The sequence below is a fragment of the Maribacter vaceletii genome, from assembly GCF_003634105.1.
Classification (GTDB): Bacteria; Bacteroidota; Bacteroidia; order Flavobacteriales; family Flavobacteriaceae; genus Maribacter_B; species Maribacter_B vaceletii.
Window position 1 is genome coordinate 648,827 of the sequence record NZ_RBIQ01000008.1, and the last position, 15,563, is coordinate 664,389.

14 protein-coding genes are annotated in these 15,563 nt (G+C 31.3%); 10 read left to right on the forward strand and 4 right to left on the reverse strand.

Annotation, left to right across the window (positions count from 1 at the left end; translation table 11 throughout):
• Positions 1 to 62: 62 nt before the first annotated feature.
• From CLV91_RS10460 to CLV91_RS10495, 8 genes are all read left to right on the forward strand, one after another.
• Positions 63 to 1,511, forward strand: coding sequence for a glyceraldehyde-3-phosphate dehydrogenase (locus CLV91_RS10460; RefSeq protein WP_121067520.1), 1,449 nt, complete (start codon positions 63 to 65; stop codon positions 1,509 to 1,511).
• A 145-nt stretch (positions 1,512 to 1,656) separates the two neighbouring features.
• Positions 1,657 to 2,277 carry a tRNA (guanine-N1)-methyltransferase gene (locus CLV91_RS10465; RefSeq protein WP_121067523.1) on the forward strand — a complete coding sequence of 207 codons (621 nt, stop codon included), beginning with the start codon at positions 1,657 to 1,659 and terminating at the stop codon, positions 2,275 to 2,277.
• Between the two features lie 129 nt (positions 2,278 to 2,406).
• The gene (trmD, locus tag CLV91_RS10470) at positions 2,407 to 3,081 is read left to right on the forward strand and encodes a tRNA (guanosine(37)-N1)-methyltransferase TrmD (RefSeq protein ID WP_121067526.1); all 675 of its coding nucleotides are present in this window, start codon (positions 2,407 to 2,409) and stop codon (positions 3,079 to 3,081) included.
• Positions 3,082 to 3,220: 139 nt separating this feature from the next.
• Positions 3,221 to 3,571 (forward strand): 50S ribosomal protein L19, encoded by a 351-nt coding sequence (gene rplS, locus CLV91_RS10475; RefSeq protein ID WP_121067529.1) that lies wholly within the window; start codon positions 3,221 to 3,223, stop codon positions 3,569 to 3,571.
• 632 nt (positions 3,572 to 4,203) lie between these two features.
• Complete coding sequence (locus tag CLV91_RS10480) at positions 4,204 to 6,420, forward strand: NADP-dependent isocitrate dehydrogenase (RefSeq protein ID WP_121067532.1); 2,217 nt, start codon at positions 4,204 to 4,206, stop codon at positions 6,418 to 6,420.
• A gap of 121 nt (positions 6,421 to 6,541) precedes the next feature.
• The gene (locus CLV91_RS10485; RefSeq protein WP_121067535.1) at positions 6,542 to 8,911 is read left to right on the forward strand and encodes a TonB-dependent receptor; all 2,370 of its coding nucleotides are present in this window, start codon (positions 6,542 to 6,544) and stop codon (positions 8,909 to 8,911) included.
• Positions 8,912 to 8,915: 4 nt separating this feature from the next.
• The gene (locus CLV91_RS10490; protein ID WP_121067538.1) at positions 8,916 to 9,746 is read left to right on the forward strand and encodes a DUF4249 family protein; all 831 of its coding nucleotides are present in this window, start codon (positions 8,916 to 8,918) and stop codon (positions 9,744 to 9,746) included.
• Between the two features lie 5 nt (positions 9,747 to 9,751).
• Positions 9,752 to 9,985: a DUF6095 family protein gene (locus CLV91_RS10495; protein WP_121067541.1), complete on the forward strand. Its 234-nt coding sequence runs from the start codon at positions 9,752 to 9,754 to the stop codon at positions 9,983 to 9,985.
• On the opposite strand, the gene CLV91_RS10500 is transcribed toward CLV91_RS10495, so the two are convergent.
• Positions 9,986 to 10,669: a DUF4294 domain-containing protein gene (locus CLV91_RS10500; protein ID WP_121067546.1), complete on the reverse strand. Its 684-nt coding sequence runs from the start codon at positions 10,667 to 10,669 to the stop codon at positions 9,986 to 9,988.
• Between the two features lie 104 nt (positions 10,670 to 10,773).
• Between CLV91_RS10500 and CLV91_RS10505 the strand changes: the two genes are divergently transcribed.
• Positions 10,774 to 11,862, forward strand: coding sequence for a M42 family metallopeptidase (locus tag CLV91_RS10505; protein WP_121067549.1), 1,089 nt, complete (start codon positions 10,774 to 10,776; stop codon positions 11,860 to 11,862).
• A gap of 143 nt (positions 11,863 to 12,005) precedes the next feature.
• Positions 12,006 to 12,545 carry an NUDIX hydrolase gene (locus CLV91_RS10510; protein WP_121067552.1) on the forward strand — a complete coding sequence of 180 codons (540 nt, stop codon included), beginning with the start codon at positions 12,006 to 12,008 and terminating at the stop codon, positions 12,543 to 12,545.
• 41 nt (positions 12,546 to 12,586) lie between these two features.
• Here CLV91_RS10510 and CLV91_RS10515 read toward each other — a convergent pair whose 3' ends face one another.
• The 3 genes from CLV91_RS10515 to CLV91_RS10525 form a co-directional block, all read right to left on the reverse strand.
• Positions 12,587 to 13,357, reverse strand: a complete 771-nt coding sequence (locus CLV91_RS10515; protein ID WP_121067555.1) for an SDR family NAD(P)-dependent oxidoreductase — start codon at positions 13,355 to 13,357, stop codon at positions 12,587 to 12,589.
• A gap of 230 nt (positions 13,358 to 13,587) precedes the next feature.
• Positions 13,588 to 14,967, reverse strand: coding sequence for a histidine--tRNA ligase (gene hisS, locus CLV91_RS10520; protein WP_121067558.1), 1,380 nt, complete (start codon positions 14,965 to 14,967; stop codon positions 13,588 to 13,590).
• A gap of 58 nt (positions 14,968 to 15,025) precedes the next feature.
• Entirely contained in the window at positions 15,026 to 15,496 is a 471-nt protein-coding gene (locus CLV91_RS10525; RefSeq protein ID WP_121067561.1) for a DUF6495 family protein, read from the reverse strand.
• Between the last annotated feature and the right edge of the window lie 67 nt (positions 15,497 to 15,563).

Here is a 15,563-nt window from a genome sequence, read left to right on the forward strand (position 1 = left end):
TCTTTACGAAAACGTTTGAAATAAGTACTTTTGCAAGCAAATTAACTTTTGAAAAAGTCATAATGGCAAAAAATAAATCTTACGAAAAAGAGCTTGCATTCCAAGCGGACAGAAGAAAAGCAACTACAGAGTTTATTAAACTCGCTAGTGACCTTTGGTACGATAAATCTATAGAGACCGTACTTTTTAAAAATCAAGTTATAGACAAAAACGTTAGCGATATAATTAACCTTCATGAATATGCAGGTGAATTTGTTCAAAAACCTGTTTCTATTTTTGACTCTGTTGAAATTTTAAGAGCAATTAACGATATTAAACTACCTCCCTCTAAGTTAGATATTGGTAAACTAACCTACGAATACCATTCGGATAGTAATGACTATAGCAATGTAAAATCATTTGTAATAGACAAATTAAAAAACGCAAACGAAACTGAAAAAATACAACCAAAAGATGTTGTATTATATGGCTTTGGAAGAATAGGTAGACTTTTAGCCAGAGAACTTATGGCTAAAACTGGTAAGGGTACCCAAATGCGCTTAAGAGCAATTGTAACTCGAGGAGAAATAACAGAAGAAATTCTTGAAAAAAGAGCTAATCTACTAAGAATAGACTCTGTTCATGGCAAATTTAATGGTACTGTAGATATAGATTCTAAAAATAAAGCGCTACTAATTAACGGTACAACAGTACACATTATTAGCGCCTCTAAACCTGAAGACATAGATTACACTAAATATAGTATAAACAATGCCTTAATAATAGATAACACAGGGGCTTATAGAGATAAAACAGAATTAAGTAGACACTTAAAATCTAAAGGAGCATCCAAAGTATTGCTTACCGCCCCTGGAAAAGAAGTTCCTAATATTGTACATGGGGTTAACCATACAGAATATGACCCAGACACAACAAATATATTTTCTGCAGCTTCATGTACTACAAATGCAATAACACCTGTTTTAAAAGTTGTAGAAGATTCTCTAGGAATTAGAAAAGGGCATTTAGAAACAATACACGCTTACACTAATGACCAAAATTTAGTAGACAACATGCATAGCAAATACCGTAGAGGAAGAGCTGCTGGTTTAAACATGGTAATTACCGAGACTGGAGCCGGAAAAGCTGTTGCCAAAGCCTTACCAGAACTAGAAGGAAAATTAACCTCTAATGCAATTCGTGTCCCTGTACCTAACGGCTCTCTTGCAATTTTAAATTTAGAAACTAAAAACAAAACTTCTTTAAGTGCAATAAATACAATTTTAAAAAAATACGCCTTAGAAGGAAACTTAGTGGAGCAAATAAAGTATTCTCTAAGCAAAGAAATGGTTTCTTCTGACATAATAGGTACTTCTGCCCCATCTATTTACGATAGCAAAGCAACTATAGTTAATAGTACTGGAAAAAATATTATACTCTATATATGGTATGATAATGAATACGGATACTCCCACCAAGTAATACGATTAGCTAAATATATATCTAAAGTAAGAAGATTTACCTATTACTAGTACAACCAACAAATTCAAAGGTTTTATTTTAGTAACATGCTTACTAAAATAAAACCTTTTTTTAATATTTTTTTCTTAATTGATATTATTGAATTACTTTTACCTCCCTCTAAATCACTATTATTAATATAGAAAGCACTAACAAATGAAAGGTTTAAGAATACTATTTGCAGTAATCGCCTTGTTCACAATTAACCTACACTACGGACAAGAAGAAAGCAACCAAGAAGAATTGTCTTTAGACAAAGGAAATATTAATAGCCAGTTTGAATATGTTTATAAAAAATCTGGTAATTATAGAGCAGATGGAAAAAGGTATGAAGTTGTTAGAGTAATTTCTCTAGACAAGTTAAAACAAAATGTGCTTGACTCCTTAAATGTTTATAGCAAAAAAGAAGAAGGCTTAAGAGCTACTATTACAGGACACGAAACAACAATATCTTCTTTAGAAAAAAAATTAAATGAAACAACAAATAACCTTTCTTCTGTTACCGAAGAAAAAGATAGTATGTCTTTTCTAGGCATTTTAGTTTCAAAAGGAACCTATAATGCTATCTTATGGACAGTCATAGCATGCTTACTCCTGCTTTTATTAGGATTCATATACAAGTTTAGAAAAAGTAACGTGCTTACGCAAGAAGCAAAATTAGCTTTATCTGAAGTAGAAACTGAATATGAAGACCATAGAAGAAGAGCATTAGAAAGAGAACAAAAAATAAGTAGGCAACTACAAGATGAAATAAACAAATACAAGAAAAACAAATAATTAAAAAGCTCCATTAGGAGCTTTTTTTATACAATAAATATAGAAGGTAAGAGTTAGCCCCTCTTCTAAATATTAATAATCATATAGTTTTACTACTTTTGACTTTTTATTCTAAAAAGCTATTGTTAGATGCGTATTGATATAATAACGGTACTACCCGAATTACTAAAAAGCCCTTTTGAAGCATCTATTCTAAAAAGAGCTATAGATAAAGGGTTAGTAGAAGTTCATTTTCATAATTTAAGAGATTACACAGATAAAAGTTACAATCAAGTAGATGATTACCAATTTGGAGGTGGAGCTGGAATGGTATTAATGGTGGAGCCAATAGACAAATGCATAAGTAACCTAAAAAGTCAAAGAAACTATGATGAAGTTATTTATATGACTCCTGATGGTGAAACTTTAAATCAAAAACTAGCAAACAGACTCTCTCTAAAAGAAAATATAATACTATTATGCGGGCATTATAAAGGTGTAGACCAGCGCGTTAGAGATTTATTTATTACCAAAGAAATATCTGTTGGAGATTATGTCTTATCTGGTGGAGAATTAGGAGCTGCAATTTTATGTGACGCTGTTATTAGGTTAATTCCAGGAGTTCTTAGCAACGAAACTTCTGCCCTAACAGATACGTTCCAAGACAATCTTTTAGCTCCTCCAATATATACAAGACCTGCAGAATATAAAGGCCATAAAGTACCAGAAATACTTTTATCAGGGAATTTTCCAAAAATTGAAGAGTGGAGAGAAAATCAAGCCATTAAAAGAACAGAAGAATTAAGACCAGATTTATTAGAGTAACTCTTATTCATTTACAAAAAAATAGAATAAAATATTCTTGCCAGTATTAATAATATATGTATTTTTGCAAACTATTAAAATAACCTCTGACGAAAATCGTGAATGTTATTTGTATATTATTTTAAAATAAAATATTAAAATGGAATCATTAATAAAATTTGTAGAAAACGAATTCGTTCCTAAAAAAGATTTCCCTGATTTTTCTGCTGGTGATACAATAACAGTATACTACGAAATTAAAGAAGGTGAAAAAACACGTACACAGTTCTTTAAAGGTGTAGTAATACAAAGAAGAGGAAGTGGCGCAACAGAAACTTTTACTATTAGAAAAATGTCTGGTACTATTGGTGTTGAACGTATTTTTCCAATAAACTTACCTGCTTTGCAAAAAATAGAGCTTAATAAGAGAGGAAAAGTTCGTAGATCTAGAATATTCTACTTTAGAGGTTTAACTGGTAAAAAAGCTAGAATTAAAGAGGTTCGTAAATAATTTACAACCAAATTTATTACACATATTAAAAAGCACTGTTCCTAACAGTGCTTTTTTACGTTATAAACAATTGTTAATAACAATAGTTCATAAACTGTTGATTATTAACTACATAAAAGCATTATTCTTTTGTATAAAATTTCTTAACTTTAGGTTATAGATTACAGCAATCTATTATAAAGTTTACGTTCTTTATATTGTTATGCACTCTTCTTTAAACTATAAAAAAGCTCTTGCATTTTTAAATTTTTAATTAAGAGAAAGTGAGATTTATATTTATAATATTTTTTCACTTATACATAAAAATGAAAAAAGCCTCATAGCTACTATTCGTTTATATATTGCATGACAAAAAAATAGTAATTAATGAGTTAGCTATAAAACACTAAAACTTAATTTCTATAAACGTTGAAATAGTGGTCTAAATGCAATCAATGGTTGCCGTTTTATTAAAAAATAAAACAACAGGTTTACAAACTATTTCTAGAAAGCCATATCCCATACATGTATAGGATATGGCTTTTAATATTCACAAAATTCTTTTAAATCTTAAAGTTTAGCACATTTAACATGCTAACAAAAACCCTTTTATATCGTATCTTTGTTTTGCTTAAACTTAATGAAATACATACATGCCAAAAATTTTTTATACCCAAACTGATGAAGCGCCAGCTTTAGCTACACAATCTTTCTTACCGATAGTAAGTGTTTTTACAAAAACTTCTGGAATTACAATAGAAACTAAGGATATTTCTTTAGCAGGAAGAATAAGAGCTACTTTTCCTGATTTCTTAGAAAAAGACCAACAAATTACTAATGATTTAGTAGAATTGGGTACTATGGCAAAACAGCCAGAGGCCAATATTATTAAGCTTCCAAATATTAGCGCATCAATCCCCCAACTTAAAGAAGCAATAGAAGAATTACAAAATAAAGGTTACAAAGTTCCTAGTTACCCAGATAATGCAACCACAGACGCAGAAAAGGACATAAAATCTAGATATGACAAAATTAAAGGTAGTGCTGTAAACCCTGTTTTAAGAGAAGGAAACTCTGACCGTAGAGCTCCTAAAGCTGTGAAAAATTACGCAAAACAAAATCCACATTCAATGGGAGCTTGGAGCGCTGATTCTAAAACCCATGTTGCTACTATGGGTGAGGGTGATTTTCAGGCAAATGAAAAATCTGTTACTATTCCAAAAGCTACCAGTGTAAAAATAGAATTAACGGCAAATAATGGATCTACAACTATCTTAAAAGAAAAAATAGATTTATTAGACGGCGAAATTATAGATGCAACTGTTATGAATAAAAAAGCACTTGTTTCTTTTCTTAAAGAACAAGTTGCTGATTCCAAAGCTAAAGGCATCCTTTTTTCATTACATATGAAAGCTACTATGATGAAGGTTTCGGACCCTATTATATTTGGGCATGCTGTAGAAGCTTATTTTGAAAATGTTTTTTCAAAGCACCAAGCCACCTTTAACGAATTAGGTATTAAGGCTAGTGATGGTCTAGAAAGTTTATACACTAAATTAAATAATTTATCTGCAGATAAAAAAGCCGAAATTGAAAAGGATATTGCTACTACAATTGAAAATGGTCCTGATTTAGCAATGGTAAATTCTGATAAAGGTATTACAAACTTGCATGTTCCTAGTGATATAATTATTGATGCCTCTATGCCAGCAATGATTCGTAACTCTGGACAAATGTGGAATGCGCAAGGTGTAGCACAAGATACAAAAGCAGTTATTCCAGATAGTAGTTATGCAGGAATATACACTGCTACTATTGAGTTTTGTAAAAAACATGGTGCTTTTGATCCTACTACAATGGGAACTGTCCCTAATGTTGGACTTATGGCTCAAAAAGCTGAAGAATATGGTTCTCATGACAAAACTTTTAAAATAGACAACGCAGGTATTGTAAAGGTTATTGATGCTAACGGAAATACACTAATAGAACACCCTGTTGAAGAAGGTGATATATGGAGAATGTGTCAAGTAAAAGATGCTCCTATTCAAGATTGGGTAAAACTTGCGGTTTCTAGAGCACAAGCTACAAAAGTACCTGCAATTTTTTGGTTAGATGAAAATAGAGCTCATGATGCAGAACTTATAAAAAAGGTAAAAACCTATTTAGAAGACCATGATACAAATGGTTTAAATATTCAAATATTATCTCCAATTAAGGCTACTCAATTTACACTGGAGAGAATTATTAAAGGAGAAGATACAATATCTGTTTCTGGGAATGTATTAAGAGATTATTTAACCGATTTATTTCCAATTTTAGAAGTTGGTACAAGTGCAAAAATGCTTTCTATTGTTCCTTTAATGAATGGTGGCGGCTTATTTGAAACAGGCGCAGGCGGCTCTGCCCCTAAACATGTACAACAATTTATAGAAGAAGGACACTTACGTTGGGATTCTTTAGGAGAATTTTTAGCACTAGGAGTATCTTTAGAATTTTTCGGAGAAAAAGAAAACAATACAAAAGCAAAAGTACTTGGAGAAACTTTAGATACCGCTACAGAAAAGTTTTTAGTAAATGACAAATCTCCTTCTAGAAAAGTAAATGAGATAGATACTAGAGGAAGTCATTTTTACCTTTCTTTATATTGGGCAGAAGCTTTAGCTAAGCAAGATAAAGATGCAGAACTAAAAAAATTATTTAATGGCATTTACAAAGAACTTTCTGAGAATGAAAATACTATTGCTCAAGAATTAATAGATTCTCAAGGAAAAGAAAATAATATCGGTGGCTACTATATCCCAGATGCAGAACTTGTTGCTAAAGCAATGAGACCAAGTAAAACTTTTAATAGCATATTAGATAAAATATAAGTTATGTTCTTTACATAAATAAAAACCCTTGTTTTTTCAACAAGGGTTTTTTCATTTATTAAATAAATGTTAAGTGTAAGATTACCTTGTTTTTACTGACTATTTTTATAAAAAAACTACAATGAAGTTTCATATAAGAGTTTGCCTCTTCATTTTCTTAAGCTCTTCCTATTTATCCTTTGGACAACAAAAATTTACACTCAGCGGTATTGTATCCCAAAAAAACAGTAATGAAACTCTTATTGGTGTAACTATTGCAATTCCAGAATTACAAACAGGAGTAATAACAAATGAATATGGTTTTTATTCTATTACATTACCAGAAGGTAACTACACATTAGTAACTAATTATTTAGGTTTCCAAGAAATAAAAAAAGACATTACACTAACAGATAATAAAAAAATAAACTTTCAACTTAAAGAAGAAGCAGAACAGCTAGAAGAAGTTATTGTTATCGAAGATAAAGAGCGTATAGATATTAGAAAACCACAAATGAGTGTTAACACTCTAAAGGCAGAAACTATTAAAAATATTCCTGTAATATTAGGAGAGGCAGATATTATTAAATCAATTTTACTTTTACCAGGAGTAACAAATGCTGGCGAAGGTGCTTCAGGATTTAATGTTCGTGGAGGCTCGGCAGACCAAAATTTAATTTTATTAGATGAGGCTACAATCTTTAACTCTTCTCATTTATTTGGATTCTTTTCTGTTTTTAATCCAGATGCAATTAAAAATATAAAACTATATAAGGGTGGTATCCCAGCAAGATATGGTGGCAGAGTATCCTCTGTATTAGATATTTTTCAAAAAGAAGGAAACAGCAAAGAAATTAAAGTAAACGGAGGATTAGGCTTAGTTGCTAGCAGACTTTTGGTAGAAGGACCAATAATTAAAGATAAATCTGCATTTTTAATAGGTGGTCGGGCTTCTTATGCACATCTTTTTTTTCCTTTATTTAATTTAGATAATACAGCATACTTTTTTGACCTTAACGCAAAACTTAATTACAAAATAAACCAAAATAACAACCTATTTTTATCAGGCTATTTTGGAAGAGATGTTTTTGGCATTAGTGATAGTTTTGTAAATACTTATGGTAATTCTGTTGGGAATTTTAGATGGAATCATTTATTTTCAGATAAGTTATTTTCTAACTTATCCCTAATATATTCTGATTATTACTATGGTTTGAAATTAGATTTTGTAGGCTTCAATTGGAACTCAGGCATACAAAATTTTAATATTAAATACGATTTAAAACACTACTTAAATAATGATTTACAAGTAAATTATGGTATTAATAATATTTACTACAAATTTAACCCTGGAAAAATAGAACCTAGTAATACTAACTCTGGAATTATTGAGGAACAATTAACACAAAAATTTGCAAATGAGTTTGCTGCATATATAGATATAGAGCAAAATATCACCAAAAACCTAAGTCTACAATATGGAGTAAGGTTTAGCCATTTTAATAGATTAGGTCAAGATGAAATTAATGTATATGAAAATAATGAAGCCATACTTTTCAATGAAGAATTTCAATTATATTATTCTGCAAACCCAACAGAAACTAGTAATGTAAAAAAAGGAAGTCTAAAAACTTTTACTAATGTAGAACCTCGATTAGGATTTTCTTATTCTTTTAAAAATAATGCTATAAAAGGTAGCTACACTAGATTATCACAATACCTTCATTTACTATCTAACACAAGCTCCCCTACTCCATTAGATGTTTGGACTCCAAGTGGTCCATTTATTAAACCACAACTCTTAGACCAGTTTGCATTAGGATATTTTAAAACCATAGACGAAAATAAATACAGTATAGAAACTGAAGTTTTTTATAAAAAAATCAAAAATAGAATAGATTATATAAATGGAGCCAACTTAATAGCTAATGATGCTATTGAACAAATAATTTTAAACGGAAGAGCTAGGGCTTATGGTGTAGAGTTTTTATTTAAAAAGAATGAAGGGAAGCTAAAAGGATGGTTAGCATATACCCTTTCTAAATCTGAACAACAAACACCTGGAAGAACTCCAATAGAAACCGGTATAAATTTTGGAGAATGGTATAACACTGCGTATGACAAAACGCATGATTTTTCTTTATATGCCAGTTATGAATTAAATACAAAGTGGAGCATAAACTCTAACCTTATATACCAAACTGGGCAACCTACCAATTACCCTGTTGGTCAATTTCAATTTCAAGGGCTAACAGTGCCTTACTATGGCCTTAGAAATAATGAACGTTTACCAAATTACCATAGAATAGACCTTTCGGCAACTCTAACTCCAAAAAAAAGCACTTTCAAAAAAATAAAAAGCGAATGGGTATTTAGCATTTACAATTTATATAATAGAAAAAATGCTGCCTCAATTAATTTTAACAGAAATACAGAAACAGGAAATAACGAAGCCATTCGTACCTCAATTTTTGGTATAGTACCTGCAGTAACTTATAATTTTAAATTTTAGAATCATGAAGAACCTTCTACCCATTCTAATTCTAGGTTTTCTTTTTTTCTCTTGCGAAGATGTTATAGAAGTAGATGCTCCTAGTGAAACTCCTAAGCTTAATATTGATGCTTTAATTAGAGTTGACACTAGTAAAACAAGAACTACAGTTAAAGTTATAGCTGGGCTTACAAGTTCTTTTTTTGATGACTTAAAACCAGCGAAACTAAACCAAATAGTTATTACAAACCTAAGAACTGAAACCTCCTTATTTTTACAAGAATCAGAACCTGGAATATATGTTGGTGTACAAAACACTACCTTCTTTACCAATGGCGAATTAGCTTTATATATAGAACACGAAGACCAAACATATGCAGCAAGAGCTACTTATATGGAAGCCTCAGAGATAACAAAATTAGAACAAGGAAACGGCACTTTATTTGAGGGTAACGAAACAGAAATTATCATTGCTTTTACAGATATTCCAAATAAGGACAACTACTATTTATTTGACCTTGACTTTAATGAATATTTAGTAACCGAAGATGATTTTTATAAAGGAAAATCTTTTGAATTTTCTTATTTTTATAATGATGATATTACTTCTGGTATGGAAATTAATATTAATTTATTGGGTGTAGATGAAGCTTTCTATAATTATATGGATTTAGTAATTGTTCAAAGTGGCGGCTCTCAGGGTCCTTTTCAGACCCCAGTAGCTACAGTAAAAGGAAATATTACAAACATTACAGGAACAACAGATATTAATGATATAAAAGTAGATACCAAAAACTTTGCATTTGGCTACTTTGCTGTTTGCCAATCTTTTTCTAAATCAATAATTATAGAATAAAAAATATGAGAACAAATAAAGAGGTAATGATGAAAGGTGTAAAGTATATGGCATACACCGTGCTTCTTATGTTTACTGCTCCTGTAGCTTTATACCAAGCATTTAAAAATGAAGGTCATCCTTTTTTCTGGCCAGTACTTATTGTTGGTGCAATACTTGCCCTTGGAGCAATTGTTATGGGGTTCTATAGTATAAAAGTAATAATGGACGGTATTTTTAATAAAAAACCAAAACGTTAATCATTTTTTAGTGGCTGTACCTTTCCATTTATTAATTAATGAACCATACTCATAATCCAAAACAGATTCTTGCCTTTCTAATTTTCCAGCAGCAAAAGCACGTTGCAAAATATCTTCTATAAGATAATCCTCATGTACATTTACTGGGTCATACTCAGCTTTAATTGTAATATTAAAAAAGCCTGCAGTTGTATTATACCAAAAGGCACGCCAACCGCTTCTAAGGTCTTTCACCAAATCAAAACTTGTGTTTCCTGTTTGCCTATGCACTAGTTTTACTAAAATCTGTCCCTCGGTTCTTGTTAGCTTTTTAAGCTTTTCAGAAAATTCATCTTCAATAGATTTTTGAACTTCTTTCGTATATTTTTTTCTCTTTCCTTTTCTCTTAATAAGAAGAAGTGTATCATTTAATTCTACTAAACGTTCTGCCGCTAATTTAGCATATGGGTATACTTTTATAGTCTTACGCCTAAGAATATAATATTTAAGCTTAGCATCGTAATTACTAAACTTTAGTTTACCAAAAACATAAGCCTCATGTAAAGGAATAGAACTCTGAAAAACAGAGTCTCCCTCTATTTTTATAAACTTTTCTGAAATAGAATCGTTTTGCTGTTCTTGGACTTGACCATAAACAACAACAGTAATATTTACTATAATAAAAAATAAGAATATCTTTTTCATCTTTTTTAACAAAGCAAAAGTCTTGCCAAAATTAACGATAAAAAGCGTGTGATATTACTTAAAATTAGTGAATATTAGTAAGTTTGTATATAAAATATAAGTTTATGGCTTCAAAGAAAATACTTACTAAGAAATCTGTTGATTTCTTTGAAAAATATCTAAATAACGCTGCTCCTACTGGATATGAGTGGGAAGGGCAAAAAATATGGATGGAATATCTAAAACCATACGTAGATACATTTATTACAGATACCTACGGTACTGCTGTTGGTGTTATTAACCCAGATGCTAAATACAAAGTAGTTATAGAGGGGCATTCTGATGAAATTTCTTGGTATGTTAATTACATTACAGATAACGGACTCATACACGTAATTCGTAATGGCGGTAGTGACCACCAAATTGCACCATCTAAATGGGTAAATATTCACACAAAAAAAGGAATTGTAAAAGGCATTTTTGGTTGGCCAGCAATACATACTAGAAAAGGTCCTAAGGAAGAAACTCCAAAAATTGAAAATATTACGGTTGATGTTGGTGCTACTACAAAAGAAGAAGTTGAAAAATTAGGAGTTCATGTTGGATGCGTTATTACTTACCCAGATGAGTTTCAAATTTTAAATAAAAATAAGTTTGTTTGTAGAGCTATAGATAATAGAGCCGGTGGCTTTATGATTGCAGAGGTTGCTCGTTTATTACATGAGAATAAAGAAAAATTACCTTTTGGATTATACATTACAAACTCTGTACAAGAGGAAATAGGGTTACGTGGCGCAGAAATGATTACACATACTATTAAACCAGATGTAGCTATTATTACAGATGTTTGCCATGACACCACTACCCCTATGATTAATAAAGCGATACAAGGGCATACTGAAATTGGTGCCGGACCTGTTATTTCTTATGCACCAGCGGTACAAAATAAATTAAGAGAACGTATTATTGAAACTGCAGAAGAAAAGAAAATTCCTTTTCAAAGAATGGCAGCTTCTAGGTCTACAGGAACAGATACCGATGCTTTTGCATATAGTAATGGCGGTGTGGCTTCTGCTTTAATATCTTTACCATTACGTTACATGCATACCACTGTAGAAACAGTACATCAAGATGATGTAGAGAATGTCATAAAACTTATATACGAAACATTACTAACTATAAAAGAAGGAGAAACCTTTAGTTATTTTGAGTAAACTACCTCGGGCAATCCCACGAGGTATTTATTAGGAAACTAATTTTGATTTCGAGACAAGCCTCGGAGCATTTAAATCTCGATTATCGAGTAAAACTTTTAGTCCCTCCTTAATCGGAGGGATTTTTTTATATTCTTTTTAATATGGATGAGTTAATTGATATACTAGATTCTGATGGACATTTAACAGAACAAACAGAAATGAAATCTGTTGCACATAGAGAGGGACTATTTCACCAAACTGTACATATTTGGTTTTATACTAAAACTGGAGATATATTATTACAACAACGTGGAAAAAACAAAGCTACCTTTCCTCTACTTTGGGATGTTTCTGTTGCTGGCCATATTGGAGCCGGAGAATCCATAGAAATTTCAGCTCTTAGAGAAATTGAAGAAGAAATTGGTCTACAAATTTCCAAACAAGAATTACAAAAAATTGGTGTTTTTAAATCTATTCATAAACACAGTAAAACCCTTATAGACTGTGAGTTTCATCATACTTTTATAACGGAATTAAAAGTCCCTTTACATAGTTTAAAAAAACAAGAAAGTGAAGTGGAGAACTTAAAACTTATTGCTATTAATCAATTGAAAAGGGAATTAAAAGGTAAAGAAAAAAATAGCTATGTACCGCACAAAGCATCCTATTATGAAGCTATTTTAAAAAAAATAAAGCACTAGAAACCCTATAGCATTAGTGCTTTACATATTTTAAGAAGTAATTACATATTGTAAACACCCCCATTTATGTCTAAAGTAGCTCCTGTAATAAATCCGTCATATTCCGATGCTAAATATAAAACTGCTCTAGCTACATCTGCTGCATTACCCGCTCTTTGTATTGGAATACCCGCTGTTGTTTCCGCTGCAGATTCTTTTGTAGTATGCGTATTATGAAACGATGTTCCAAGAATAAGCCCTGGTGCAACCGCATTAACTCTAGTACCCTGTGCTCCTAACTCTGTAGATAATGCTCTTGTATAAGTTAAAATTGCACCTTTGCTTGTAGAATAAACAAGTGACCCAGGATGCCCACCTTTACGCCCTGCTAATGATGCTAAATTAACTATACTACTATTCTCATTTTTAGCCAAATAAGGAGATGCCGCACGTGTTACAAACATCATAGAGGTTAGGTTTATATCCATTACTTTATGCCAGAACTCAGTTTCCATTTCGCTTAATAATCTACGTGCAACAAGAGAACCAGCATTATTTATTAAAATATTTAACCCTCCCAATGCTTCTACTGTTTTTTTAATCATCGTATTTGCATCTTCTTCTTTGGTTAAATCTCCACTTATAGCAATTGCTTTTTGCCCTTTACTTTCTGCATAAGCAACTAATTCATTAGCGGTGTCTGCACTAGAAAAATAGTGAATTGCAACATTAGACCCACTATCAATAAAGTGTTTTGTTATTTCCTCTCCAATTCCTTGCGCACCAGCAGTAATGAGTATATTTTTTCCAGATAACTTGTTACTATTCGTCATGATTTTTTAATTATAAAACTTGATTTTGTTTTGATTTATACCCGCATCAATTATACAATACAAAATTGCACAACCAGATTGGTTAACCAAATATAATCAAAAAATAACTTAGTAAACTACCTCGGGCAAGCCCACGAGACATTTATAGGAAACTGATTTCGATTTCGAGGCAAGCCTTGGAGCATTTAAATCTCGATTATCGAGTAAAAATTTATCTGATTTTAAAGAAGTTAGCTTAAGTAATTAATAAAGTCTTCAATCTTTTTTAAGCTGTATTCTTTTTGGGAGCCTTCTTCCATATTTTTAACCACAAAAGAGTTGTTTTCTAACTCAGAATCTCCTAATAAAATTACAAAAGGCACTTTTCTATTGTTAGCATATTTAAACTGCTTTTGCATTTTTGTGTTAGATGGATATAAGTCCGCCTTAATACCTGATGCTCTTAATTGCGTTATTAATTTTAAAGCAGCCAAAGCTTCTTTATCTCCAAAATTTAAACATAATACATCCAAAGATTGATCTATGGCTTCTGGGAAAAGATTTAATTCTTCCAGAACCAAATAAATACGGTCTAAACCAAAAGAAATACCAACACCGCTAACATCTTTTAAACCAAACACACCTGTAAGGTCATCATAACGACCACCGCCACCAATAGAACCCATTTTAACACCTTCTGGAGCACTTACCTCAAAAATAGCTCCTGTATAGTAGTTAAGTCCTCGAGCTAAAGTAACGTCTATAGAAAGTGAAGCAGATTGCAACCCTAAAGTAGTAATAGATTCTATAATAAACGTTAGCTCCTCTACTCCTTTTGTACCTTCTTCAGAATTTGACAATAACGTTTTAAGGCTCTGTAATTGCTCTAAATTGGTTCCAGAAAGCGTAAATAAAGGTGCGGCTTTTTCTATAGAAGCTTCCGATATTCCTTTAGATAACATTTCTTTCTTAACACCTTCTTCTCCTATTTTATCTAGCTTATCTAATGCTACTGTAAAATCTATTAGTAAATGTTTAGCTCCTATTACTTCTGCAATACCAGCTAATATTTTTCTATTATTTAGTTTGATGTTTACTCCGCTTAAACCTAAATCTGCAAAAACAGCATCATACAATTGAATAAATTCTACTTCTTGTAATAGTGAATTTGCACCAACCACATCTGCATCGCACTGAAAAAACTCTCTAAACCTACCTTTCTGTGGTCGGTCTGCTCGCCATACTGGTTGTATTTGATAACGTTTAAAAGGAAAATCTATCTCATTCTGATGCATTACCACATAACGCGCAAAAGGTACGGTTAAATCATAACGTAATGCTTTTTCTGAAATTTTTGGAGTAAGCGACTTAGAATCTTTAGAACTGTAGGTTACATCATCTACCTTACTAATAAAATCTCCAGAATTAAGAATCTTAAAAATAAGACGATCCCCCTCATCTCCATATTTACCCATTAAGGTACTAGAATTCTCAAAAGATGGTGTTTCTATAGGCTGAAAACCAAAAGTTTTAAAATGCTTTTTTACAGTATCAAAAATAAAATTACGTTTTGCTACTTCTGAAGGTGAAAAATCTCTTGTTCCTTTAGGTATAGATGGTTTTTGTGCCATGTTAGGTATATCTCTTTCTATTTAATTCTATTAAAAATGAAGGTGCTAAAAACTTGGTTTATTCTATTACATTATCAAACCACTTATACAAATCTCCTTTTGTAATTACTGCGCCTTGCTTTATAATTTCAAATTTGTCTAAATTTTTATCTTCAGTATAAGCTTTAGAAGCTGTTAAATAATCTACAAAATCGGATTGCCAGTTCTTTTTAAACCAAGAAAACCCTTCCTGATTCGTTAAATCTATATTAGGGTTTCTAACTTTAACAGATATTAATTTCATTTCTTTCTCTTCTAGAGAAAATAAATGCATTTGATTAGACGAAATATTTTCTAAGTGGGTAACTTTAGACAAAACACCCTCCCAAATTAAATCACTAAAAACATCTACTTCATCTTCTGCAACCTCAGGTGAATCCTCTTTTATTTTTTTCCATTCCTCCCCTGTTATAGATTGGGTAGCTAAAAAATTTACAAACTCAGGCTGTAGCTCGTTTAATTGTTCTTTTGTTAATCTCGTATATTTCAAAGCAATTCCTTTTTTAATAATGCAAAAATAAAAAGACCGTACGATAAGTACGGCCTTTATAGAATAA